Below are 23,454 nucleotides of genomic sequence, written 5' to 3' on the forward strand. Positions count from 1 at the left end.
CGTGAAATTCAGCGGCGTTTTTGCGGCGGCAGATCGGTACAGATACCTTCTAATAGTTCGGCGGCCATTCCGATCGATTCCGATAGCGTCGGGTGGGGATGGATCGTCCTGCCGATATCGACGGCGTCAGCACCCATCTCGATGGCAAGACAAATTTCGGAAACAAGATTGCCGGCCTCCGTACCGACAATCCCGCCGCCGATGATCCGATGCGTTTCCGGATCGAACAGGAGTTTCGTGACGCCCTCTGCGCGGCTATTCGCTATGGCGCGACCCGAGGCAGCCCAGGGAAAGACGGACTTCTCATAGGCAATCTCCTTCGCCTTCGCTTCCGTCTCGGTTACGCCGGCCCAGGCGATTTCCGGATCCGTATAGGCGACGGACGGGATCTGGCGCGCATCGAAATAGCTTGTCTTTCCTGCCGCATTCTCGGCGGCGACGTGACCCTCGTGCACGGCTTTGTGCGCGAGCATCGGCTCCGACGCGATGTCACCGATTGCGAAGATATGCGGGACATTCGTGCGCATCTGTTTGCCGGCCGGGATGAAGCCGCGTACGTCCACTGTCACACCAGCTTTTTCCGCCGCGATCTGCCTGCCGTTCGGTCTGCGGCCGACGGCAACGAGAACCATATCATAGGCTTGCGGCCCGGCGGGAGCGTTGTCGCCTTCGAACGTGACCCGAATGCCATCGGCCTTCGCCTCGGCTGCGGTGACTTTCGTGTTCAGCATGATGCGATCGAAACGACGCGCGTTGACCTTCTGCCAGACGCTAACGAGATCGCGGTCGGCACCGAGCATCAGGCCATCGAACAGCTCGACAACATCGATGCGCGCACCCAGGGTCGAATAGACCGTCGCCATCTCAAGTCCGATGATGCCGCCGCCGATCACCAGCAGCTTTTTCGGAATTTGCCTTAGTTCGAGGGCTCCGGTAGAATCGACGATGCGCGGATCGGACGGCATGAACGGCAATGTCGCGGCCTCGGACCCGGCAGCGATAATAACGTTTTCGAAGCGAATGATCTTTTCATTGCCGTCTTCGCCGCCGACACGCAGGTGATGCGGATCGATGAATGAACCCGTTCCCTGCAACGTCGTCACTCTCCGCGCATTGGCCATCGACGCGAGCCCGCTCGTCAGCTTGGCGACAACGGCATCCTTTTGCCGAGCGAGCGCCTTCAAATCGATCTTCGGTGCAGAGAACGCAACGCCATGCTTTGCCAAGTCTTGTGCAGCGTCGATGATGAAGGCGGTGTGCAGAAGCGCTTTCGACGGGATGCAGCCGACGTTCAAGCAGACGCCGCCGAGTACCGGCCAGCGGTCGACGAGGATCGTTTTGGCTCCCAGATCTGCGGCACGAAACGCCGCCGAATAGCCGCCCGGCCCGGCGCCGAGCACTGCCACGTCGCACGTGTGATCAGCCTTGCGATTTGAGTTTTCGCTTGGGGCTTCAAAATTGGAGGTGCTCATCTCTCCTTCTCCGCCGCTCACAAAACCAGCTGGCGCACGTCGGCGAGCGCGTCACAGATTTTGCGGAGAAAGCGCGCCGCCAGCGCACCGTCGACAACGCGATGATCATAGGAGAGACAGAGCGGCAGCATCAGCCTCGGCTGGAACGCGGCGCCATCCCAGAGTGGTTTGATTTTCGCGCGCATCGCGCCGAGGATCGCAACCTCCGGGGCATTGACGATCGGCGTGAAGGTCGTGCCGCCGATACCGCCGAGACTCGAAATCGAGAATGTGCTCCCTTGGATATCGGTCGGCGTAATCTTACCTTGGCGCATGCGTGCTGAAACCTTCGTCAGCTCCTGACTGAGTTCGAGGATGCCCTTGCGATCGACATCGCGGATCACCGGCACGACGAGACCGTCCGGCGTATCGACGGCGACGCCAATGTTGTAGTAGCGCTTGATGATCAACGCGTCTTTCGACGGCGCAAGAGACGAATTGACTTCAGGATATTCCTTCAACGCGGAAACAGCCGATTTCAGCAGGAATGCGACAAGCGTCACGCGATAGCCTTTCGCTTTCGCATCTTCATCGAGACCTTTGCGATAGGCTTCCAAGTCCGTGATGTCGGCTTCGTCGGCGTTCGTGACGTGCGGAACGTTGAGCCAGGCGCGATGTAGGTTTGGCCCGGTCAGCTTCTTCAGACGGGACATGGGTTTTGTTTCGACCGGGCCGTATTTGGCGAAGTCCTGCGGCGGGATTTCGGGGATTCCGGTCGTTGCTCCGCCTGCTCCTTCGCTGTGCGCAATGTGGCGCTTGACATCCTCTTTTGTGATGCGGCCCTTCTCGCCCGTGCCGCTGAGCTTCGTAAGATCGATATCGAACTCGCGCGCGATGCGGCGCACCGAGGGACTGGCATGAACAGAACCGAAGTCTTTGGGTGCAGTTAATTCCTGCTCCTGATTAGGCTCTCGCGACGGCGGCGATGTCGTGGCGGGTTCCGAAGGCGCTTCGGCATGCGTCTCGCAGCTTTTGCCGTTTCCGCTCTTGGCCTCCGTTTTCTTTGCTTCCTGCTTGGTTTCTCCATCCGATACGTCAAGGCGGAGGATCGCAGTGCCCTCGCTCACCTTGTCGCCGATGTTGACGAGAATTTCCGTGACCGTGCCTTGTTGGGGCGCGGGCACGTCCATCGCCGCCTTGTCACTTTCGAGCGTGATCAGCGGATCGTCGGCCTTCACCTCGTCGCCTGGCTTCACCTGGATCTCGACAACCGGGACGTTGTCGAAATCGCCGATGTTGGGCACCCTCACATCTACGAGCGGCATCTTGTTGGGCCTGTCGGTTTTGTTGGTCAGCTGCGAGCGGGGTTTGGCTTCTCAGGATCAATTCCGTATTTGCGGATCGCTTCGGTGACTTTGGTCGACGGAATCCTGTTTTCGTCCGACAACGCCTTGAGCGCGGCGATCGTTATAAAATGCCGCTCGATCTCGAAGAACGCGCGAAGCGTCCGGCGATAATCAGAGCGGCCAAAGCCATCGGTTCCGAGAACGCTGTAGCGGTTCGGAACCGATGGACGGATCTGATTGGCGTAAAGTTTCATGTAGTCGGTCGAGGCGATGACCGGTCCCTCGCCGCGTTCGGAGATTTTCTCGGTCACGTAGGGCACGCGCGGAGCTTCCTCCGGATGCAGCAGGTTCCAGCGCTCGACGTCATAGGCGTTGCGGGCAAGCTCGGTGAAACTGGTGACGCTCCAGACGTCGGCGGCAACGCCCCAGTCGTCGCGCAGGATATCGGCTGCAGCGATAGCCTCGCGCAAAATTGCACCGGAGCCCATCAGCTGCACTTTCTGCCCTTTTGCGTCGTCGGGGGCTTTCCGGAAGAGATACATGCCTTTGACGATATCGTCTGCAATGCCGGACGGCATCGGCGGATGCTCATAGTTCTCATTCAGGAGTGTGAGATAGAAGAATACGTCCTCCTGGTCCGTCAGCATGCGTTTCAGGCCGTGCTGGATAATGACGGCGACCTCGTAGCCGAACGTCGGATCGTAGGAAATGCAGTTGGGCACCGTTGCGGAGAGGATGTGGCTGTGGCCATCCTCGTGCTGCAATCCTTCGCCGTTGAGCGTCGTGCGGCCCGATGTTCCACCGAGCAGGAAGCCGCGGCACCGTTCGTCGCCGGCAGCCCAGGCGAGATCGCCGACGCGCTGAAATCCGAACATCGAATAGAAGATATAGAACGGCACCATCGGCACGTTCGATGTCGAATAGCTGGTTGCCGCCGCCATCCACGACGCCATGGCACCGGCTTCGTTGATGCCCTCCTGCAGCATCTGTCCGGTCTTGTCTTCCTTATAGAACATGAGCTGATCGGCATCTTGCGGGCGATAGAGCTGCCCGACCTGACTGAAGATGCCGAACTGGCGGAACATACCCTCCATGCCGAACGTGCGGCTTTCATCCGGAACGATCGGCACGATGCGGCGACCGAGTTCCTTATCGCGCATCAACGTCGTCAGGATGCGCACGAAGGCCATCGTCGTCGAAATTTCCCGGCCTTCCGATCCCTTCAGTTGGGACTCGAATGCCGACAGATCCGGAACGGGAAGCGAGATCGACTTCCGCCGCCGGGCGGGCAGATAACCGCCCAGCGCTTTACGCGTGTCATGCAGGTAATCGTCTTCCGGCGACCCTTTCGGAAAGCGGATGAAGGCCAGCTCCTCGATCTTGTCATCGTCGACCGGAATTTTGAAGCGGTCTCGGAAGTGCTTCAGCGCGTCGACGTCCATCTTCTTGGACTGGTGCGCGAGCATCGTCGCCTCGCCGGCGTTTCCCATGCCGTAACCTTTGACGGTCTTGGCCAAGATGCAGGTCGGCTGGTCTTTATGGCGAACCGCGGCATGGTAAGCAGCGTAAACCTTGGAGGGATCGTGTCCTCCGCGAGTCAGGCGCCAGATCTTTTCATCCGACCAATCTTCGACAAGCGCCGCAGTCTCAGGGTAGCGGCCGAAGAAATGTTCGCGAATGTAGGCGCCGTCGCGCGATTTGAAGACCTGATATTCGCCGTCGACGCATTCCTCCATCAACTGGCGCAGGCGCCCCGTCGTATCGCGCGCGAGCAGTTCGTCCCATTGCGATCCCCAGACGACCTTGATGACGTTCCAGCCGGCGCCGCGGAAGTTTCGCTCAAGCTCCTGGATGATCTTGCCGTTGCCGCGCACGGGCCCGTCGAGGCGTTGCAAATTGCAGTTGATGACAAAGATGAGATTGTCGAGCTGTTCCCGCCCCGCGAGCGATATCGCGCCGAGGCTTTCCGGCTCATCCATTTCGCCGTCGCCGCAAAACACCCAGACCTTGCGGCCTTCCGTTTTCGCCAGGCCGCGATCTTCCAGATACTTGAGAAAACGCGCCTGATAGATCGCCATCAGGGGCCCGAGGCCCATCGAGACGGTCGGGAACTGCCAGAAGTCCGGCATCAGCCACGGATGCGGATAGGACGACAAACCGCGGCCGCCGACTTCGCGGCGGAAATTCAACAACCGGCTCTCGTCGAGGCGTCCTTCAAGGAATGCACGCGCGTAAATGCCGGGCGAAGAATGACCCTGCACCATGATGAGATCGCCGCCGTGATCTTCCGACGGCGCGCGCCAGAAATGCATGAAGCCTGTTTCGTATAGCGTCGCTGCCGACTGATAGCTGGCAATGTGTCCGCCGAGCTCGGTCGAGTCCTTATTGGCGCGAAGGACCATTGCCGCCGCGTTCCAGCGGATCGCAGCGACGATCCTGTGTTCCAGCTCGCGATCTCCGGGGTGCTTAGCTTCCTCGCGAAGCGGAATGGTGTTGATGTAGGCCGTGCTTGATGCGAACGGCAGCGCAGCACCGCTCCGTCTTGCACGCTCGACCACTTCCTTCAAAATATCGTCGGCGCGTCCCGTTCCCTCGAACGCGATGACGGACGAAATGGACTCGGTCCAATCCAGCATTTCCGCGTCTTCGGACTGGAAGGATTTTTGCTCGTTCTGACCCATGGCATCCTGTGGAAGCAGCGTGCACGCCTGTGAACATTGCTGAAACTCGGTCGGGCGATTTGGGTTCGGATCGGTTCCAGCAGCTCTTTCCAAGATATGTGGGGAGCGGAGCTCATTCCGTGAATGGTAAAAAATCAGCCAATAGAGCGCGTTGATAACCTGGTAACGAAGTTCCGGTGGAAAACGGCCTTCCGCTTACGCCAGACCCGCATCGCAGCAACGATTGTGTTTGACGGGGGATCGTTTCGGGCAGAGCTTTGTTGCGTTTTCTATGGAGGCGTGAGCGATCGCCCGGCCTGGCCGGAAGGAGACGAAATGCCTGACCGAATTTTGTCCCGTTCACATTTCATTGCCTTTGTCGTTTCATGCACGCTTGCAATGCCGATTTTTTCCTCAGCGGCGGCGGCCTATGACTCGGCCTCCGGTCCGCGCGTCCGGGGCCTCGGCGTGGTGTCTGCCCCTGTCGACAGGCTTGGCCCGACCTTGAGACCCGATCCCCTCATAACGCCGGACTCGGGCTGGCTCGGCAGCGGCACGGCCGGGGCTGTCGGCCTCGGAAGAGCCGGGGTGACCCCGCTTGTTCCAGCCCCCGCTCAACCGGCGCCGACGATTATTCCGACCGTGTCTACGGCGGGACCCGGCAAGGGAAAAGGAACGGGCGCGGCAAAGAAATCCCGCAAATCTCGCGGCCGGATTATTCTCCAAAAGCCCAACGGCTGATCTGCTCTTCAGCATAACCGGCGAACGGTGCAGCAAAGCCGCGTTTCGGTGGAAATCGGCGACGCGCAGCGTTTTCGTTTGCGCAATCGGCGAAAAGCTATGGCACGTTCCCCGCCTCACCTTGCTGCAACCAACCGGAGTTCAGCCCATGCGCCGTAGCTCACTGCCGATAATGGCCGCGCTCGTTCTCGCCGCCGCTTTCACAGCTTCGTCGGCGGAAGCCAAGCAATGCTTCCGCAAAGCCGCGATTGGCGATGCATTGACGGAGGACCTCGCGAAATTCCAGGTCGACGCGATGCTTTTGCAGTCGACGGATTTCAGCATCTATCTCACCTATGTCTCAAGTGGAACGACGCCGGGCTATTCGTTCGGCAAGCGCACATACCATTGCGCGCCGGGCAGCACGATCGGCTGGGAGTGCCGGGGCTCGGCAACGCTCTGCAAGTTCTAGGTCCAATAGACGGTGGCGTTTGTTCGTTACTTGCGTTGATCAGCGCTTCGCGGCGATACGTCTTCGGACACCGCACTTCTCCATCGGGAGTGCGGTTGTCGTCCACCCGGCCATCGTGACGGTCACGACATAGCGACGGCAATCGGGCGGAGCGCCCGCCACGAAATGAACTTTAAACAGAGCCCGCCCGGGCTCGCGCTGCTGTGGCCAGATGAATGTGCCGTTGTCGGGTGTCTTGGCAACGGCGGTATCGATCGCGGTCCGCGCATTGCGGAAATCCATTGGCGAAAATCGCGCGAGAACCGCGCGTGAAATCCCAGGGTGGAGGCCGACGGATTCGGCGCGTCTTTGATAACGATCGTGAGGCTCGGGCACTTCCAATCTTGCGGGCGCATAGTCGGACATCGCATCATCGCGATGTTTTCCCTTCGATGGCGGCCGGCCTGAAGCGTCAGCATCGTTGCTATGCTCGGACGATGGCAAAGACGCTGTCTCGACATCATCCTTGGCGGCGGATTTGTCTTTCGGTGCTGCTTCCGTGTCCCTCGGAGCAGAGACTGGCGGCGTTTCGACAACCGGCGAGGCAGGCTTTGTTTCCGGCGCTGGAGGTGCCGGGGGAGCCGATCGCGACGAAAGGATCGGCGTTGGCCGTGACACGGCAGGCTGCGCTGCTTGGGGCGCGGGTGGCGTTGCGGCGGACGCAATATTCTGCGCCGAAGTCGGGGGTTTGTTTTGGTTTGCTGCGAGCGCCACCGACGCGCGCGCCGGCAGATCGGCTAATGCGGATGCCCAACGCGCAGGATCGTGCGTAAGGATCCAGCTGGCGCATAGAATTATAATGAGAGACACGGACCATGCGAGCGCGTCGCTGGTGCCCACACTCGGGCTGCCGATCCTCTCTCCGGGGGACAATTCGAAACGATTGGCAAAATCGTCATCGCCCTCGAACGAGGAATAAAACGGCTCAAATGTCGGGTCGCGCTGCGGGACGGACATGATCCACCTTCCGTGCCGTTGTCCGGCTTGTATCTCCCGCTAGGAGGCCGAGAGTCCGAATTTTCCGGGCAAAAAAATGACGCCCCGTTGTGCTCATGCGCGCCTTTGCGGATTGGCGCCCGACATGATGGCCGCCGAACGCAAACGCGCGCGGAAAGTTCCTTCCGCGCGCGTCGCATTCAAGTTTGGGGTCTCTATGGATTACGGTCTTCTATGATCGTCGTGGCGCTTGTCGCCAGGGCGAGGACCAGGATGCTTGCCGCCGTGTCCGCGCGGGTGCGGCTTCCAGCCGTGATCCATTGGCGGCCTCATGCCCGGAGGCGAACGGTAGCCGCCCGTTCGCCACCAGCCTGCTTTCCGAGGTCCCGGAGGCGGTGCATGCCAGCCCGGACGCGGCCGAGGCTTGTACGCAAACCAACGATTACGCTGGGCGTACCAAGGACGCCCGACGTAATAGCGATTCCAATAATCATTGACGGCGAACGCAACGACCGGAATGCCGAATGCCGCAACTCCGAGATCCGGAAGCGGACGCATTTCACCGCGATAGTCGAGCGATAGATATTCGCTGTAAACCCAGCCGCGATTTCCTGCCCATATCACATCGCACCAGGATTCATCACGCAGACAACCTCGTACGTCGATCGGATCGCTTTCCGGAATGACGCCGACACTCGGATAATCCGTATCGGGGCCGGAACGCAGGTTCACATTGGCGGTCGCGTAGCCGGGGGCAGCTTCCGCGCAGGGGATACCGACAACGGCAGCCAGTAAAAAGGCACCGAGCCATGTTCCAAATTTCATTTGCTCACCTAACTGTGTTTTTCACACCGTAAGCCAAACAAAGCCAATATGTCAGTGTGATGGCGGATAGCTAAATGGAACGTCTGACTTGACGTTTCCACCTGAATTTTCGGCGCTCCGCACGGTCGTGCAGTCGGCTTCGCAAACTCCAGCACTTTATTCGCTCTGACACTAGGCCAGCGCTTCAATGCGTGCGCTTGAGACGCTCGTATTCATCGGGCGTGCGTGCATCCCAGCTCGCGTTTCGTTTGAACTGCTCGTCGATCGAGGGATCACAGCGATGTTTGGCGCACGGCGGCTGCGGTACCGTTCCGCAGCCTGCGGTGAAGATGACGGCAATCGCAAACAGTCTGCGCATCGACTTTCTTCCCCGCCACTGGGCGCGTTAGCGATTCTGAACTCACTTATGACGCCATGTGCGCTAGCCGCCAACTCTGTTCTCTGCCCAGGTAGCGCGCCTGAACCAATTCGGAGACAGTCGAGGACACGCTCGGCCGCCTCTTCAATCGAGAAATCCATCTTGCTGCGGAATTTGAAAATGCCTTCATTCAGATCCACCGTCCTGAAAAGCTCCCGCATTGCCAGTTCTGCTGTTTTGCTCGCCGCGGCGTTGAGCCTTCCGGGCGCACACGGCGCGTTCGCGGAGCCTTTTTCAAGGCGGGACGTCACAAAGGGTCCGCTCGTTCTCGCGAAGCAAGGCAGCTTTTTTGTCGGAGGCGATGAGGTCGAGCAGACCGCAACAGAACTCGGCTTCAGTATCGGCGGCCACGTCGTGATCAATCAGATGTACGTAAGGTACATGATTCCGCAGACGTCCTTCGCAGGTGTTCCCGTCGTCATGATACACGGGTCTACTCTTAGCGGAAAATCGTTCGAAACGACGCCCGATGGGCGAATGGGGTGGGCGGAATACTTCGTGCGCCGGGGCCATCCAGTCTACAATATCGACGCGATCGCGCGCGCGCGATCCGGTTTCGACATCAGCGCTTATAACAAAGTGAAGGCAGGCGAGCTTCCTCCTTCGGCGCTGCCCGATGCCTTCCGGGTGAGCGCCGAGTTCTCATGGCAGTCGTTTCGCTTCGGTCCGACTTTCGGCTCAGCCTATCCCGATGAGAAGTTTCCAGTCGCGGCGGTGAATGAGTTCTTGAAGCAAGGCATTCCAGACCTCAATGGCGTGTTGCCCGCGCCAAACCCCAATTACAAGGCGCTTTCGGACTTGGCCTTCAAGCTCAAAGGCGCCGTCCTTTTGGGGCATTCGCAGGGCGCGCCCTACACGCTCGAAGCCGCCCTCACCAATCCCGCCGGAATAAGAGGTGCAATCGTGATCGAACCCGGCGGATGCGGAGCAACAACTTATACCGATGCGCAAATTCGAAAGCTTGCGAGGATTCCCATATTGGTCATGTTCGGAGATCATTTAAAAACGGCAGTACCTGGTTTTCCGGGATATTACTGGCAGGATCAATTCAACGACTGCAAGGCATTCGTCGCACGGGTCAATGCCGCAAACGGAAAAGCGCTCCTGCTGTGGCCGCCCGATCTTGGTATTCACGGCAATAGCCACCTTATTATGATGGATAAAAACAATCTGAAGATTGCAGATCTGCTGTTGAAGTGGATCGATAAATACGTCCGCCCGCGATACAATCTGGATGCCAGCGCGCGCAAGGTAGCACAAGAATTGGGCAATTGACGCGCTGTAGGCTCATCATGATGCAAGGGCACGCGCCAAATCCCGTCCCGAACCGTTAAGTCAAATTGTATATATGTTGGTATCCCTCCGCTGGGCTACCGGCTTTCTCTCTTGCGGCAAATTTTGTATGTTATCGGAATTGAAATTATCATTTGGAGCCTGATCCGCCGTTCCAATTGTGCCCCGGGGATACGGCGGGCCGTGCGGCGTGGAGATCATCTCGGTGTCTGAAGACCGGATACAGGCACGTGACCGCCTCTCCTCTCCTCCGATATCGGGAGAAATCGATACGGCGGGTCATATTTTGCGGCACACGACCGTGGCTCCGTTACAGCACGCGATCTCAGAACGACTCGATGGGGTCGGTGCCCTGATTGTTTCTACCAATCCCGGACATTCTGTGAAACCTGCGAGCGTCTCGAGCCATGTATTCGGCTATCGCTGCCGGGGCGCCCGAAGCAGACGCGCCGATAAACCCAGCCGCTCGGCGGGGGCCTTGGGCCGGCCGGGGATGTGTCTTTTCCTCGCGGCCAACGAGGAAAGCGCGTGGGAATGCGAGGGTCCCCATGAGATGCTTGGCGTTTTCTGCGGTGTGCACTTCTTAGCTGACTTGGCAACGGAGGCGTTTGGCGTCGACGGGAATGCGATCCAGATCAATGACGGAGCATTTCAGTGGGACGAAACCGGCGCTCGCCTGGGGCGCCTTGTCGAACAGCGTCTCCGCTCCAATGAGCACATTTCGTCACTTGAACTCGATGCGTGGGCTCAAATCATCGGCCTCCATGTCCTGCGCACATATTCCTCGCTTTCCAAACGATATGAACATGCCGGAACTTCAAAGCTGAGCGCGCGGCAGATTCAGGCGGTCATAGAATTTATCCAAAGCAATATTGAATCCCCTCTCCGGCTGCACGATATCGCCGGTAGCATCAACATGCCCCAATACACGTTTGCGCGGGCATTCCGCAACACGATGGGGACCACCCCGCACCAATTTCTAACCGCCCTCCGCATTGAGCGCGCCCAAAAATTACTTGAGTCAGGATCATTGCCTTTGAGTCTGGTCGCCAATGCAGTCGGCTTTTTCGATCAGAGCCATTTCACGGTGCAATTTCGCCGGGCTGTGGGCATGACACCGGCGCGATATCGCAATGAGCACCGCGGCTAACGCAACCTGCCCCAGCGCTAAACTCAAATCCGCAAATTTCCGCTTCGTCGCCTGATCCGTAGGCATGACATGCCTTCTCACGCGCGCACGAAAATACAATTCCCGAAACATTCTACAATACAGGCGGAGAGAGCCCCGCCTATCCTTTCGGCATTCCAAAATAATAATGAGCTGGGAGGAGCAACTTTGAGAAATGCAGGGGCCAATTCTTCTTCGTGAGCGGCGCTAATATGGCTCCGGCTGAATAACAGCAAAGGCTGCGCCGCTCAGCGCTGAGCAATTGTTGCTCGTACCTTTCTTTCCGCTTCCTACGCACGCAAAGACGGAGAACCGGCAGCCGCTGGTTTCTTTCATACATCTTGATGCTCTTCGATCGGCGCAGCCATGATCTCGGATTCTTCAGAAACCGCGGCTACACATTGTAATTTGATCGACTGGGACAGCCGCTATGGCCCAGAGATAAACGCGTTCGGAAGTTTCAAAGAGCTCGTTTGCAGTGCTTTCATGCCGTGGAGCCTCCAGCCGCTGACCGATACATTCGATGGACGTATCGAAAGTGTCAGCGGCGAGCGATGGGCGGTCGGGCGCATTCGTTCCAGTCCACTCGTCGCGAGAAAAACGCTAGCGGATATCGCGAATTCGCGTGAGGAGTGCATTTACGGCGATTTTATTCTCAAGGGGCAACTTGAGATCGAGCGCGATGGTAAGACGACAATCGCCAGAGCAGGCGACCTTGCGCTATACCGAAGCTATCATCCTCTGGCCATGACGCGGCTATCGGAGGATGAATGCGATAATTTCGTCTTCATGGTCCCGAAGGAGCGATTGTGCGCCCCGAGCGAAGGCGAATTTCAAGACGACGTCCTGTCGTCACAGTCCTTGCTGTACCCCCCGCTTCGCAGCTGCCTTCATCTGCTCATGCGCAGCCTCGGCGCTGCCTCGGCGGAGGAGCTAGAGGCTCTTTTCGATGCGTGCGTTCAAATCCTAAGGCTTTCCTTGCGCATGCGATCTACGTCTCGGAAAGCCGATTGGTTCGGCAATCCAAAATTTCGGGAGCTCGTCGAGTTCATACAGCAAAATATCGACTCGCCAGATCTGTCGCCTCACTTCTCAGCGAAACACCTTGGGATTTCTGTCCGCTACGTTCATAAGCTGTTTAAGCAGGCGGGACTGACATTCAGTTCGTACGTGATGTCTCAAAGGCTCCACAAAATTCGCCACGATCTCCTCGCTCATTCGCCGTCGCGCCTGCCGTCGATCTCCGATCTCGCATACAAATGGGGATTCAGAGAACTCTCGACCTTTCACCGAGCATTCAAGGCGCAATTCGGTTGCACGCCGCGCCAGCTTGCCGTCAGGTCTGATATCCATCAAAAATGAGAGAGCAAAGCATTCAAATTCACTCGCGCAGATCTGCCGCGGCTCGGCTTTAATTTTGTCCATCTTCCGCTATGTATGTCGCCGGCTGCTTTGCTAACAGCCTGTAAGGGGCGGCCGAATCGATGCCTATCGCAATCACAAATGTTTTGACAATGCTCTCGCTTGCCTCCGGCAAACGAACGCGGACGGTCACGAGACGCGCCGGCCCGTTTTCAAACGTCAGATAATCAGGAGCCTTCGCCATGAGATCGACGAGAGCGGCCTTGTTTACATATCGGATTTTTTCGATGTCGGCTTGATTGAGATCCGGAATTGCTTCCAGGACCTTGATCGGCGCCGTAGCAGAGTAGATCGTCCCATCGCCGCTATAGACCGTGAGGTAGGGCGCGACCTCGTCGAAGAGATCGCGCGGTATTCCAGGCGTCCGGCCGAATTGCCAGACGTCGATAAAAGCTGCCGCCGCAGAAGTCCGGCGATAATCCGTATCGTTACTTTCCGGCTTACCGGCGTCCGGATTTTTCTCTTTTTCTACCGCTTCGCGCGCCTTTAGGATGATATCCGCATACAAGGCAGATTTGGCCATAGATTTCGTAAACTTCAGAAAGAAAGCTCTTAATAGCTTTCCATTGCTCTTATTGAGGTCAATCAGGCCGCTTGCATCCCTCACGCTGATCGTCAATTCCGCGCCGTCAAACATCATCCGATGCTGCGAACCATCCCCCAGCCAGCGCCGTTTTTCGTTTTTGTCGAGCAGATGCGCCGCTGCAATTTCGAGACCGGCATCGACAAGGGCATCGGATTTGCTCTGCCCGATTTCAGATACAGTGGACGCGGCTCCACTGCGCACAGCAGCGTTATAGGATGCAACAAGCAGGACTGCCGATGTCAGCACCCACAGGACGACAAGTAGTACAAAACCCTGTTCTCGCGCTGCAGCTTTCTTTGCGTCGCAGGCAGCCGTGTCCCGTAGCCTGCTTTCCACGTCTCTTCCCCTGCTTCGCATTCGAGCGGCACCGGTAGCAACGCGACTGAAATTCCAAAAGCGCTTCGTGAGACGAAAGGGCCTTGCCCGCGCAATGCGGACAAGGCTTTACGTCACTGCGTCGTGTTACTTAGTTGCTCGGCTTTGCCCAACCATCCAAGTGGTTTTTCTTCAAGAACTTGTCCAGAAGCGCCGCAACCTTATCGTTGTCCATGTCGGCGAAGGGAATATGGGAGCTCCCCCTCAATCCGGCATCGTCGCCAAGCTTGAGCACGGATGCATTACCGCCGTACTTGTTGATGAGCTTCGCCGCCAAGCGGGACTGCTTAACAAACGCCCACGACTCGTCTCGGTGGTCGCCCCACACGAACTGAATCGCGGTCAGCTTCGCCAGTCTCTTAAACTCTTTCTTGGAAACCAAGATCGGTCCAAACGCACATCCGGGACCATTGGTATCGGCGCACGCAGGAGGGCTCTCCGGATCGCCTTCGGGGAAGATGTATCCGATGCTTTCGTAGGTAACGATTCCTTTGATGTGGTTCTTCGACGTTTTTGTTTGCGTGATCATGGCGCGGAGTCCACCCGCAGAGTTCGTCAGGTAGACAATATTTTTGCCAAGTTTTCCGGAGTCGGCAGCGACAGCCGCTGCATCGGTTTGAAGCTGGATGTTCGCGCCAGTGTCGAACTCATTATATCGGGCGCTGGTCGCCGCCCACCAGGCCGCCTCCAATGCCTTTTTGTTGTCCTTCGGAAACTGCGCATCCGGCCAGAACTCATTCTTCTTCGGGACGAGACCAGCCGGAATAGTTGGCCCGAAATTCCACGCTGTGAAATTGCCCTGATCGCGCGCCGCAGGCGTGTACGTGATCGACTCGCAGCTCCAGTTGGCGCGACCGACCCGCGGCCCGTCCCACAAGTACACCGGATATTGACGACGCAGGAACAGGTCCTTGTAGCCGGGGCCGCCGTCCCACCGGTTCTGCCACACTTGCGTGCTGGAGCTATGCCACATCACGATGCTTGTTTTGCGCGGGTTGTGCGGGTGGAAATATTCGACATACCCGTGATCGCAGGAGAGTGTGCGATTTGGATTATTAGGATCGAGGACCTTGTGCTCACCTCCAATTTGGAAGCCGCCGCTTTCGTCCAACACGATCGTGCCGGTATTCGGATTCTTCTTTCCGGCTAAGGCGCCTGTCGTCGATGCAGCTACGAGCATAAGCGCGACGAGCGGCGCATATGCACGTATTCTGGGTGTTTCTATTTGCTCGCGGATACGTTCCATCGTTTCCTCTCCGGTTTTTTTACTTTCTCAAGGCGAGCATTTTCGAATTGTCGAAAGCGAAAATGCCTCGCCGAGGACCGGACCATAAAGTCGGAGATAAGAGCGGACTACAATGATCCTGCTCTTATGAATACGATACTGCTCAGAACGCCGATTTTTTTGAATTGTAATACGATGCGTGCAAATTAAATCTACTTCTTCCGACAAAACGCGGAATTTCCGCCGCAGCACCGTTAAAGACTCAACCTATATTGCTTAGGGCTCATGCCCGTGAATTGTCGGAAAACTTTCGTAAAATGGCTCTGGCTTGCAAAAGCATACGCAGCGGCTACGTGGCTTGCCGAATGCTTGGTATTGACAAGCATATTTTTAGCGCCTTCAATTCGCGTATGCATAACGAGGCGATATGGCGTCATACCGAATGCCGCCTTGAATACCCGCGTGAAGTGAGACGGGCTCATGTGCACCAATCCTGCGAGTTCGTTGACTGAAATATTGCTCGTCAGATTTTCCTGAATGTATTCGACAAGAATCCGTCTTTGCGCTGACGTTAGACTGAGCTCGCGGGCGTCTGTCCGTCCCGGGGCTGCATACCTGCTCACTATATAAGCCAACAGCGCGAGAGATATGGACTCTGCGAAGAGCCTGCCCGACGGACATCCTGCGCGGACTTCCTCAGACATCGCCGACATCAACGTCGCAAGTTGCAAGTCGTTTGTTACTTGCGCCGTCTCCAACGATTTATCGATAGTGAGGACGTCGTCGGGCGCGACTTGCCGCAATTTGGAGTTATCAAGCTGGAGCACCATCATCGGTATTGAGCCGCTCGGGATCGCCGATTGGATCTCGGCGTCGCGCCGTATAATGGTGACGGTTCCGGACCGGATACGGTCCATGTGCCAAACGCCCCGATGCTTCCAGTTCAAGGAGGCGTCGCCGCCCTTGACATATAAAAGTGTGGTCTTGGACCAGGAATGACTTTGGAGGGGCTCGTTGGGGCTCTCCGCTTCCTCGAAGTCGTAGCCTGTCCACTGGTAATTTGCGTTCTTTGAATCGAACCTCGGCTTAAAAAACGGCGTTCTGCGGCCGTCCGAGATCATCTGTATCCTTGATGTTTTCACGTTGCCTCCCGTCCCAACGCGACGCCATGGTACGCCATACGCTCTTTGTCCTTGTGTCGGGACACAGCGAAGCCAACAGCAAGTGCAAATGCGAAATCTGCCGGATGCCTGCGGGACGCTCCGGCGGCGCGTCAGCTACGGCCCGACCTTTTTTGCTCGCTGACGAAAGCTCCCGCCGTTTTCTTTGCGAAAGACAGCTACAAGCCGTAGCGGTCTAAATGCACATTCGGTGAGATGCCGTGTCCGTCGCGACCTTGCGGAACCTATATTTCTAAGCTCCCGAATCGCGCGATAGCTTTGGGCATTTGTCGCTCCATAGAGCGGCAGCGAGGCAAGCAGGGGGATTTGGGTCCGTCGTGGCCTGACCGAAATTCGCGGCCTCTGCATTGATTATGTGGTGCATGGCAATCTCCGGAAAAATATCTTTTTTGGCGCGCTTACGACGCGCGCGGATAAATTAGTTTGCAAATTCTCCGGTACCGCAGCGCCAGGTGAACAAAATTGGCAACAAGCGCACTTGACGTTAGAAAAGTGCACTTGTGGCACATTTTATCCCGCTGTTGGCCAGCCCAAAGCTAGTGGCATTGGATGCCCTCCTAGCTGTCGAAAGCGTCCCAGGCAGAAGGGACCGCGCCGATCAAAGAGCTTCGGCCGCACTGAAGCAAATATTCGCCTACGTAAAGGATCTAAATGCTGCGTACAGCACCTTTCGCTGCGCTTGTGGCCATTGACGCATAAGCGCGCAACGCCCGTGAAACCTTCCTCTTTCGCGGTTCCGCGGGCTGCCATCCGATGACGGCCTGCTGTTCGCGGCGTGCATTCAGCTCGGTCTCGTCGACGCGTAAATGAATACGCCTGTTGGGAATATCGAAGTCGATCGTATCTCCGTCTTTGACCAGAGCGATTGCGCCGCCTTCCGCCGCCTCCGGCGACACATGCCCGATCGAAAGCCCAGACGACCCTCCGGAGAAGCGGCCGTCTGTTACGAGCGCGCACGCCTTTGCGAGACCTTTAGATTTAAGATAGCTCGTCGGATAGAGCATTTCCTGCATGCCGGGGCCGCCCCGTGGACCTTCGTACCGGATGACGACAACATCGCCCGGCTTGATTTTGCCGCTGAGGATGCCTGACACGGCCGCATCCTGACTGTCGAAAACGCAAGCTTTGCCGGAGAACGTCAGCAGGCTCTCATCGACGCCCGCCGTCTTCACGATGCAACCGTCTTCCGCAAGATTGCCGTAGAGGACGGCCAAGCCGCCATCCTGCGAAAACGCGTGCTCTTTTTGGCGGATCGCGCCACTCTTGCGATCGAGATCGAGATCGGCATAACGATTGTCCTGGCTAAAGGCGATCTGTGTCGGAACACCGCCAGGCGCGGCCTTATAGAAACGGTGTGTCGACTCGCTTTTCGTCCGCATTACGTCCCAAAGCGACAGCGCCTCCTCCAGGGTCGCCGAGTGGACCGTCGGGAGCTTGGCATTAATCAAACCGGCTCTATCGAGTTCTCCGAGGATCGCCATGATTCCGCCGGCGCGGTGAACGTCCTCCATGTGCACATCGGCTTTAGCAGGCGCGACTTTACACAAACATGGAACGCGGCGCGAAAGCCGGTCGATATCCTGCATCGCAAACGGCACCTCCGCCTCATGCGCGGCGGCCAGAAGATGCAAAACCGTATTTGTCGAACCACCCATCGCGATATCGAGGGTCATTGCGTTTTCAAACGCCTCGAAGCTCGCGATCGAACGCGGCAATGCGCTTGCGTCGTCCTGCTCATAGTAGCGTCGCGCCAGATCGACGATCAGATGCCCCGCTTCGACGAAAAGACGTTTACGGTCTGCGTGCGTTGCGAGGGTCGAACCGTTGCCGGGCAGCGCAAGTCCCAGTGCCTCGGTGAGGCAATTCATCGAATTTGCGGTGAACATGCCCGAGCACGAACCGCACGTCGGGCAGGCCGACCGCTCGATGAGTTTGACCTCTTCGTCCGTCACGCGATCGTCGGCAGCCGCGACCATCGCATCGACGAGGTCCATAGCTTGCTGCTTTCCACGCAGAACGACCTTGCCGGCCTCCATCGGGCCACCCGAAACGAATACCGTCGGAATATTGACCCGCAGACATGCCATCAACATGCCAGGCGTTATTTTATCGCAATTCGAAATGCAAACCATCGCGTCGGCACAATGGGCATTGACCATATATTCCACGCTATCGGCAATCAGTTCGCGAGATGGAAGCGAATACAGCATGCCGTCGTGACCCATCGCAATCCCGTCGTCGATGGCGATTGTATTGAACTCCTTGGCGACGCCGCCCGCGCGCTCGATCTCCCGCGCAACAAGCTGTCCCAAGTCCTTGAGATGCACATGCCCAGGAACGAACTGCGTGAACGAGTTCACGACGGCAATGATCGGTTTGCCAAAATCCTCGTCCCGCATTCCCGTCGCGCGCCAAAGCCCGCGGGCCCCGGCCATGTTCCTGCCGTGAGTGGATGTACGTGAACGATAGGGAGGCATGCTGTTTCCCAGAATGTTTGATAATGTGCGGCGGCAAACCTGGGCGCGTGCCCCACGACCGCCGCAAGGTTGACACTCCATCCCTTTGCCCGCGAATACGCGGCGGATCAACCCAATTTGCCGCTAGACATGCGAAAAGGCGATAGCGACTCCGCGTCGCTTGCAAGCCTGCGGACGCCGCAGCTGTATGGCTCTGCGCGCGCGGACGGGCATCAAGCGATAGCCGGCCGATACCGGTTTATCGCCTGGCAGCGAACTACTGCTGTCATGGCCATGGCCACACGGAAATAACCGAATATACGTCCGTTAAAATACTCGGAGGATATTCCCATTCAATTGCCGTGTAATCCCAATACTAACCAATTCATATTTATGGCACCAATCGCGGGGATTGACAGGTCTAGACTCGAATTGGACGCGAAATGCGCCTAATTGGCATAATTCGAGGAGGTATTGAATGACAAAACAGCTATCCTTCGCCGCGGCTCTAGCCTTTGCAACGCTGGTCGCACTTCCAGCGGCATCCGAAGCTCATTGCCTGCATGCGAAACGCTGGGAAGCCCGAACCGCGGCGGCATTCACCGAAACGGGACATGCCGTGCGACGCTTTGGGCATGGCGTCGTTCGCGCGGGCGATAGAATGTTTGGCTGGATTTTCTGCTGCAAGAAACATCGCGTCTGGGGCTAACCCCGATGGCGAATCCGGTGTAAGCCGCGTGGACACGGCTTACACCGTCTTCATCCCCCTCGAACCATCAAACAACAGCAGCGGCCCGCGCGAAGGGAATACCTTCGTTCGCGATATCTTTTTTTGTGACGGGCTGCCATGGCGTGCCTGCGCAGCTTTCCCCGGCAATCGAAACGTCGAAAATCGCCTCGATCACATCTCTCGATAACGGTTTATCCCGTGTCGCTACTGCGACGAGCTTGCCTTTTTGCAGAACGAGAATCCGATCAGCGTAGGTGTGCGCCAGAGCCAAATCGTGTAGCACGATCATGGCCAGCGCATTTCGTTCCCTGGCCAGCGTTTGCACATGACTGAGCAACGCCAACTGATGCCGAATATCGAGACTCGCTATCGGCTCGTCCAAGAATAAAATTTGGGGAGCTTCGACCGCCTGCCCTGCCGCGAGTTGAGCCAATGCACGAGCAAAGTTGACGCGCTGCTGCTCTCCGCCGGAAAGCGTCAAAAAATTCCTGTCTGCAAACTCGTCGGCATCGGCTTCCGCCAAAGCCGATAAAGCCAATCGATCCCGGTCCGCGCGCGACAAGCCAACACCAATGCCCTCGGCTCCCAAACGCACAACCTCGTACGCCGTAAACGGGAACACGACGCGAGTATTTTGCAGCATCACGGCGCGTTTCGCCGCAAGTTGCCGTTGCGGAATTGTCCCGACGGCGCGTCCGGAGATCGTTACTTCGCCTTGGGTCGGACGAACTTCTCCCGAGAGCATGCGCAGCAACGTCGATTTTCCGGCGCCGTTCGGACCGACAATGGCGAGCACGTGCCCGGCCTCGGCCGTAAAGCCCACCCGGTCAAGCAACCGGCGGCCGCCCAACTGATAAGTCACATCGCGCGCGGCAAGCAAATCTGTCATGCGGCAAACTCCGGACCGCGCCGCAGGAGAAGCCATATGAAGAACGGCGCTCCGAGCGTTGCAGTGATGATCCCGATGGGCAACTCGCTTGGCGCAACGATGATCCGCGCAAAAGTATCGGCGAGCACCAGCAACGATGCTCCAAGCAATGCCGAAGCAGGAAGCAGAAATCTGTAATTCGCCCCGACCGAAAGGCGGAGCAGATGCGGCACGATAATGCCGACAAATCCAATCAGCCCCGAGCAGGCGACAGCTGCGCCCACCGCAATCGATACGAGCAAGACGGCTGCTCTTTTCAGAAACTGAACATTTATGCCCAGGTGGAACGCCTCGGCTTCGCCGAGCGCCATCGCGTTCAATCCGTGCGCCAGGAAGGGCATGGCAATGAGCGTGGGTAAGATCATCGGAATGACGATAGCAACCTTGCTCCATGTCGCGCCGCCGAGGCTGCCCATTGACCAGAATGTCAAATCGCGGAGCTGGCGGTCATCGCTAATATAAGAAAGCCAACCTGTTCCAGCGCCCGCCAACGCGGCGAAAGCGATTCCGGCGAGAAGCATGACGGCCATCGAGGTTCGCCCGCCCCGGCTCGCGACGGCGTAGAGAATTAGAGTCGAAATCAAAGCGCCGACAAAGGCTGCGGCCGGCAGGATCACGAACGGCAACTGCGCGGTGGAATCCGGCAAGAATCGTCCGCCGAGCACGATCGCCGCGGCAGCCGCAAATCCCGCGCCCGACGAAACGCCGATCAAACCGGGATCGGCGAGCGGGTTACGAAAAAGGCCCTGCATGACCGCGCCCGAAACCGCAAGAGCAGAGCCCACTGACGCGCCGAGCAAAAGCCTCGGAAGCCGGATTTGCATGACGACGAGGGCGTCCCTCGCCCAATCCGTTTGTCCCGGATTGTGCATTCCGCTCAGAATTCCGAGCACGCGTTCCGGCGCGATCGCAATCGAGCCGAGACTGATCGCAGTCAGCGCCGTGACAAGAAGCAGTCCGGCCAGAACCGCCAAAGCGATCGGCTTGCGCAACCCTGTATGCAACGGCTGGTGCATTACTGCCGGCTGGAGTGCTGATCGGATCTTGCAAGATCAGGATACGCGGCGAGAAGAAGATCTCGCGCCGCGTCCGGCGTTCGCGGGCCGAAGCCCAAAAGATATCCGCCATCGAAAATCAATACGGACTTGGATTTTGCCGCCGGGGTTGCTGCAAACGCCGGTACCGCGAGAATGCTATCCACCGTCACCGTCTGAGGACCGTGGTCCATGGCAATGATGACGTCAGGGGCCGCCTCAAGGAGCGCTTCGTCGCTAATCGGCTTCCAACCTTCGAGCGCAGAGGCGGCATTTTTCATACCCGCAAGCGTGATGATGCCGTCGGCCGATGTGGTGCGCCCGCCGACCATTGCCCGGCCGTTCTGGAACGAAAGAATGAACAAGGCCCGGCGCGGCTTCTCGATCTTCGCGCGCAGTCCATCAAGGGCCTCGAATTTCTTGTCGATTGCGGCTGCGAGAGCGACCCCTTTTTCTTTCTCGCCTATCAGGCTTGCAACTTCGGTAATCTTCGCAGAAATGCCGGCAGGCGTTGCGACCTCCGGAACGCGGGTGATTTTGACGCCAGCTTCCTCGACCGCCTTCAAAACATCGGGCGGGCCTGCCGACTCGATCGCGATGATCGAGGTCGGCTTGAGCGACAGCAATCCTTCCGACGAGAGCGCACGCACGTAGCCCACATTGGGCTTTTCCTTCAATGCCGCTGCCGGGAACTGACTCGTAGAGTCGACACCGACAAGCAGATCAGCGCGTCCAAGCGCATAAACGATTTCAGTAATGACGCCGCCTGCTGAAATGATCCGGGCCGGCCGCGGCGCGCTCGTATCGGCCTTGTTCGGATCGGCAGCGACGGGGAGCGACGCCAGAAGCAAGCTCAAAAACGCAGCGAGCGCGCTTACGCGACTGAATTTGGTGAGCACTCTAATGATCTCTCGCAACTGCGGTCTCTGCGCGAAGCTTTTCGAAGCGCGCCACCTGCTCGGGCTTCAAATTTTTATCTTCGTCACGCCCGACGAAAATCTTGAACATCGCCTGCCCATCGCCATTGATGAACTGCACGGAGCATGACCTGCGTTTGAAAAATGGACGGTCGACGAAATAGATCGCCGCACAGCGATCTATCTTGAGATGACCGCCCAGCGGGCTATCGCCATGGATATTGAAGTAACCGCGTGCATGCGTACCGGGCGGAATAGTGCATGCGGTCTCGAACACGCCGTCGGCAGTATGCACGATAAAAACGATGGGGCCCCAGTCCGTAAGGTCCTGCCAAATGCGATCGAACGCTTCCGTTGGCGCTACGGATGAGTTTTCGGACGGCAGACAATCCAAGACCGTGCGATAAGGCACCGAGTGTTTATCGGCTATCGCTTCCAGGACGCCGTCGGGATTGTCGCGAAGCGCCGCACGGACTGCGGCTTCGGCGTTATTATCGCAGCTGGCATTGCCCACAACGGACAGGGTCATCGATCGACGCCTTCTTTATTCAGCCGCAGCTTTGTGAAGGCTCAGCGATTGCACGACGTGGAAGCCTTCGAACTGCGGGTGGCCAAGGAACATCGGCTTGCGATCGCCCGCACCTTTGTGAGACGCGCGAAACTCGTCCGATTTCGTCCAGGCATCGAAGTCCGCAAAGCTCGCCCAGGTCGTGTGGGACGAGTAAAGCGTGTGATCTTCGTGCTCCGGACCGCGGAGAAGATGAAACTCGATAAATCCCTTCATGCGATCGAGATGGGACTCTCGCCCTTTCCAGGCGGCTTCGAATTCGCTTTCCTGACCCTTGATGACCTTGAAGCGGTTCATTGCAATATACATTGCTGTTCCTTTTTCGCGTTCGATGCCGGAAGACGTGGCTTAAAGCCCACGCGTTTTTCTGAGTTCCACCGGCTCCCGAGCTTCATCGCAATGTGGAGGTTCGGACCGGCTCGGGAATTTCAACGTGCATGCTGCCATACCGCTCATCACGCGGTCACTCCCGCCCTACCAGGCCCTTCGTTTCACCCGCTTTGAAGCTTGCGCTGGCTGGCTCGCGTGGCCCACGTTGGGAAGGCTGGCTGGCTGGCACGGCCGTACGGCGAGATGCCGGCGGCCGCGTTTGATTAATTAAACTTTACTGCATATGTCAACAATGAAAATCGTCTCAGCATACACCGGGAGCACGCGAGCTAGCGCTCTTTGCGAAGTGCACGAGAGCATGCAAAAATCGTCCT

General features: G+C 57.8%; 21 protein-coding genes. 6 read left to right on the forward strand and 15 right to left on the reverse strand.

Features of this window, described 5'->3' with window-relative positions; translation table 11 throughout:
- Positions 1-8: 8 nt before the first annotated feature.
- Genes lpdA through aceE form a run of 3 tightly spaced genes read right to left on the reverse strand, consistent with a single transcriptional unit; the run spans position 9 to position 5,478 of the window.
- Positions 9-1,472, reverse strand: coding sequence for a dihydrolipoyl dehydrogenase (gene lpdA, locus VHB22_RS03660; RefSeq protein ID WP_325455596.1), 1,464 nt, complete (start codon positions 1,470-1,472; stop codon positions 9-11).
- Between the two features lie 17 nt (positions 1,473-1,489).
- Complete coding sequence (locus VHB22_RS03665) at positions 1,490-2,776, reverse strand: 2-oxo acid dehydrogenase subunit E2 (protein ID WP_325455597.1); 1,287 nt, start codon at positions 2,774-2,776, stop codon at positions 1,490-1,492.
- A 26-nt stretch (positions 2,777-2,802) separates the two neighbouring features.
- A complete protein-coding gene (aceE, locus tag VHB22_RS03670) occupies positions 2,803-5,478 on the reverse strand; it encodes a pyruvate dehydrogenase (acetyl-transferring), homodimeric type (RefSeq protein WP_325455598.1) in 2,676 nt (891 codons plus the stop codon).
- 315 nt (positions 5,479-5,793) lie between these two features.
- Between aceE and VHB22_RS03675 the strand changes: the two genes are divergently transcribed.
- A complete protein-coding gene (locus VHB22_RS03675; RefSeq protein WP_325455599.1) occupies positions 5,794-6,198 on the forward strand; it encodes a hypothetical protein in 405 nt (134 codons plus the stop codon).
- 148 nt (positions 6,199-6,346) lie between these two features.
- Positions 6,347-6,649: a hypothetical protein gene (locus tag VHB22_RS03680; RefSeq protein WP_325455600.1), complete on the forward strand. Its 303-nt coding sequence runs from the start codon at positions 6,347-6,349 to the stop codon at positions 6,647-6,649.
- Positions 6,650-6,688: 39 nt separating this feature from the next.
- On the opposite strand, the gene VHB22_RS03685 is transcribed toward VHB22_RS03680, so the two are convergent.
- The 3 genes from VHB22_RS03685 to VHB22_RS03695 all read right to left on the reverse strand — a co-directional run bounded on the left by VHB22_RS03685 (position 6,689) and on the right by VHB22_RS03695 (position 8,807).
- Complete coding sequence (locus tag VHB22_RS03685) at positions 6,689-7,645, reverse strand: hypothetical protein (protein ID WP_325455601.1); 957 nt, start codon at positions 7,643-7,645, stop codon at positions 6,689-6,691.
- A 201-nt stretch (positions 7,646-7,846) separates the two neighbouring features.
- Positions 7,847-8,449, reverse strand: coding sequence for an SH3 domain-containing protein (locus tag VHB22_RS03690; RefSeq protein WP_325455602.1), 603 nt, complete (start codon positions 8,447-8,449; stop codon positions 7,847-7,849).
- Between the two features lie 184 nt (positions 8,450-8,633).
- Complete coding sequence (locus VHB22_RS03695; RefSeq protein ID WP_325455603.1) at positions 8,634-8,807, reverse strand: hypothetical protein; 174 nt, start codon at positions 8,805-8,807, stop codon at positions 8,634-8,636.
- Between the two features lie 180 nt (positions 8,808-8,987).
- Between VHB22_RS03695 and VHB22_RS03700 the strand changes: the two genes are divergently transcribed.
- The 3 genes from VHB22_RS03700 (at position 8,988) to VHB22_RS03710 (ending at position 12,690) form a co-directional block, all read left to right on the forward strand.
- Entirely contained in the window at positions 8,988-10,142 is a 1,155-nt protein-coding gene (locus tag VHB22_RS03700) for an alpha/beta fold hydrolase (protein WP_325455604.1), read from the forward strand.
- A 571-nt stretch (positions 10,143-10,713) separates the two neighbouring features.
- Complete coding sequence (locus tag VHB22_RS03705) at positions 10,714-11,310, forward strand: AraC family transcriptional regulator (RefSeq protein WP_325455605.1); 597 nt, start codon at positions 10,714-10,716, stop codon at positions 11,308-11,310.
- A 384-nt stretch (positions 11,311-11,694) separates the two neighbouring features.
- Positions 11,695-12,690 carry a helix-turn-helix domain-containing protein gene (locus VHB22_RS03710; RefSeq protein ID WP_325455606.1) on the forward strand — a complete coding sequence of 332 codons (996 nt, stop codon included), beginning with the start codon at positions 11,695-11,697 and terminating at the stop codon, positions 12,688-12,690.
- Positions 12,691-12,739: 49 nt separating this feature from the next.
- Here the strand turns inward: VHB22_RS03710 and VHB22_RS03715 are convergent, their stop codons facing one another.
- From VHB22_RS03715 to ilvD, 4 genes are all read right to left on the reverse strand, one after another.
- Positions 12,740-13,672 carry a hypothetical protein gene (locus VHB22_RS03715; protein ID WP_325455607.1) on the reverse strand — a complete coding sequence of 311 codons (933 nt, stop codon included), beginning with the start codon at positions 13,670-13,672 and terminating at the stop codon, positions 12,740-12,742.
- 130 nt (positions 13,673-13,802) lie between these two features.
- Complete coding sequence (locus tag VHB22_RS03720) at positions 13,803-14,957, reverse strand: alpha/beta fold hydrolase (RefSeq protein ID WP_325455608.1); 1,155 nt, start codon at positions 14,955-14,957, stop codon at positions 13,803-13,805.
- 233 nt (positions 14,958-15,190) lie between these two features.
- Complete coding sequence (locus VHB22_RS03725; RefSeq protein WP_325455609.1) at positions 15,191-16,078, reverse strand: AraC family transcriptional regulator; 888 nt, start codon at positions 16,076-16,078, stop codon at positions 15,191-15,193.
- Positions 16,079-16,764: 686 nt separating this feature from the next.
- A complete protein-coding gene (gene ilvD / locus VHB22_RS03730) occupies positions 16,765-18,594 on the reverse strand; it encodes a dihydroxy-acid dehydratase (protein ID WP_325455610.1) in 1,830 nt (609 codons plus the stop codon).
- Positions 18,595-19,051: 457 nt separating this feature from the next.
- On the opposite strand from ilvD, the gene VHB22_RS03735 reads away from it, so the two are divergent.
- Positions 19,052-19,282, forward strand: coding sequence for a hypothetical protein (locus VHB22_RS03735; protein WP_325455611.1), 231 nt, complete (start codon positions 19,052-19,054; stop codon positions 19,280-19,282).
- A gap of 67 nt (positions 19,283-19,349) precedes the next feature.
- Here the strand turns inward: VHB22_RS03735 and VHB22_RS03740 are convergent, their stop codons facing one another.
- Genes VHB22_RS03740 through VHB22_RS03760 form a run of 5 tightly spaced genes read right to left on the reverse strand, consistent with a single transcriptional unit; the run spans position 19,350 to position 23,059 of the window.
- Complete coding sequence (locus VHB22_RS03740; protein WP_325455612.1) at positions 19,350-20,192, reverse strand: heme ABC transporter ATP-binding protein; 843 nt, start codon at positions 20,190-20,192, stop codon at positions 19,350-19,352.
- A complete protein-coding gene (locus VHB22_RS03745) occupies positions 20,189-21,247 on the reverse strand; it encodes a FecCD family ABC transporter permease (RefSeq protein WP_325455613.1) in 1,059 nt (352 codons plus the stop codon). Before VHB22_RS03745 ends, VHB22_RS03740 begins: the two co-directional genes overlap by 4 nt.
- Positions 21,247-22,164: a heme/hemin ABC transporter substrate-binding protein gene (locus VHB22_RS03750; protein WP_325455614.1), complete on the reverse strand. Its 918-nt coding sequence runs from the start codon at positions 22,162-22,164 to the stop codon at positions 21,247-21,249. The genes VHB22_RS03745 and VHB22_RS03750 overlap by 1 nt, the downstream gene beginning before the upstream one ends.
- A 1-nt stretch (position 22,165) precedes the next feature.
- Entirely contained in the window at positions 22,166-22,711 is a 546-nt protein-coding gene (gene hutX / locus VHB22_RS03755; protein WP_325455615.1) for a heme utilization cystosolic carrier protein HutX, read from the reverse strand.
- Between the two features lie 15 nt (positions 22,712-22,726).
- Positions 22,727-23,059, reverse strand: a complete 333-nt coding sequence (locus tag VHB22_RS03760; protein WP_325455616.1) for an antibiotic biosynthesis monooxygenase — start codon at positions 23,057-23,059, stop codon at positions 22,727-22,729.
- Between the last annotated feature and the right edge of the window lie 395 nt (positions 23,060-23,454).

It is taken from the genome of Hyphomicrobium sp. (assembly GCF_035548195.1).
In the GTDB taxonomy this organism is placed as follows: Bacteria; Pseudomonadota; Alphaproteobacteria; order Rhizobiales; family Hyphomicrobiaceae; genus Hyphomicrobium_B.

What these genes read in the sequence shown, in the direction of transcription:
- lpdA (WP_325455596.1), bottom strand. Translation starts at nt 1,472, where the DNA reads ATGAGCACCTCCAATTTTGAAGCCCCAAGCGAAAACTCAAATCGCAAG.
- VHB22_RS03680 (WP_325455600.1), top strand. Translation starts at nt 6,347, where the DNA reads ATGCGCCGTAGCTCACTGCCGATAATGGCCGCGCTCGTTCTCGCCGCC.
- VHB22_RS03710 (WP_325455606.1), top strand. Translation starts at nt 11,695, where the DNA reads ATGATCTCGGATTCTTCAGAAACCGCGGCTACACATTGTAATTTGATC.
- VHB22_RS03685 (WP_325455601.1), bottom strand. Translation starts at nt 7,645, where the DNA reads ATGTCCGTCCCGCAGCGCGACCCGACATTTGAGCCGTTTTATTCCTCG.
- VHB22_RS03675 (WP_325455599.1), top strand. Translation starts at nt 5,794, where the DNA reads ATGCCTGACCGAATTTTGTCCCGTTCACATTTCATTGCCTTTGTCGTT.
- ilvD (WP_325455610.1), bottom strand. Translation starts at nt 18,594, where the DNA reads ATGCCTCCCTATCGTTCACGTACATCCACTCACGGCAGGAACATGGCC.
- aceE (WP_325455598.1), bottom strand. Translation starts at nt 5,478, where the DNA reads ATGGGTCAGAACGAGCAAAAATCCTTCCAGTCCGAAGACGCGGAAATG.
- VHB22_RS03705 (WP_325455605.1), top strand. Translation starts at nt 10,714, where the DNA reads ATGCTTGGCGTTTTCTGCGGTGTGCACTTCTTAGCTGACTTGGCAACG.
- VHB22_RS03700 (WP_325455604.1), top strand. Translation starts at nt 8,988, where the DNA reads ATGCCTTCATTCAGATCCACCGTCCTGAAAAGCTCCCGCATTGCCAGT.
- VHB22_RS03740 (WP_325455612.1), bottom strand. Translation starts at nt 20,192, where the DNA reads ATGACAGATTTGCTTGCCGCGCGCGATGTGACTTATCAGTTGGGCGGC.
- VHB22_RS03690 (WP_325455602.1), bottom strand. Translation starts at nt 8,449, where the DNA reads ATGAAATTTGGAACATGGCTCGGTGCCTTTTTACTGGCTGCCGTTGTC.
- VHB22_RS03735 (WP_325455611.1), top strand. Translation starts at nt 19,052, where the DNA reads ATGACAAAACAGCTATCCTTCGCCGCGGCTCTAGCCTTTGCAACGCTG.
- hutX (WP_325455615.1), bottom strand. Translation starts at nt 22,711, where the DNA reads ATGACCCTGTCCGTTGTGGGCAATGCCAGCTGCGATAATAACGCCGAA.
- VHB22_RS03745 (WP_325455613.1), bottom strand. Translation starts at nt 21,247, where the DNA reads ATGCACCAGCCGTTGCATACAGGGTTGCGCAAGCCGATCGCTTTGGCG.
- VHB22_RS03695 (WP_325455603.1), bottom strand. Translation starts at nt 8,807, where the DNA reads ATGCGCAGACTGTTTGCGATTGCCGTCATCTTCACCGCAGGCTGCGGA.
- VHB22_RS03760 (WP_325455616.1), bottom strand. Translation starts at nt 23,059, where the DNA reads ATGTATATTGCAATGAACCGCTTCAAGGTCATCAAGGGTCAGGAAAGC.
- VHB22_RS03665 (WP_325455597.1), bottom strand. Translation starts at nt 2,776, where the DNA reads ATGCCGCTCGTAGATGTGAGGGTGCCCAACATCGGCGATTTCGACAAC.
- VHB22_RS03720 (WP_325455608.1), bottom strand. Translation starts at nt 14,957, where the DNA reads ATGGAACGTATCCGCGAGCAAATAGAAACACCCAGAATACGTGCATAT.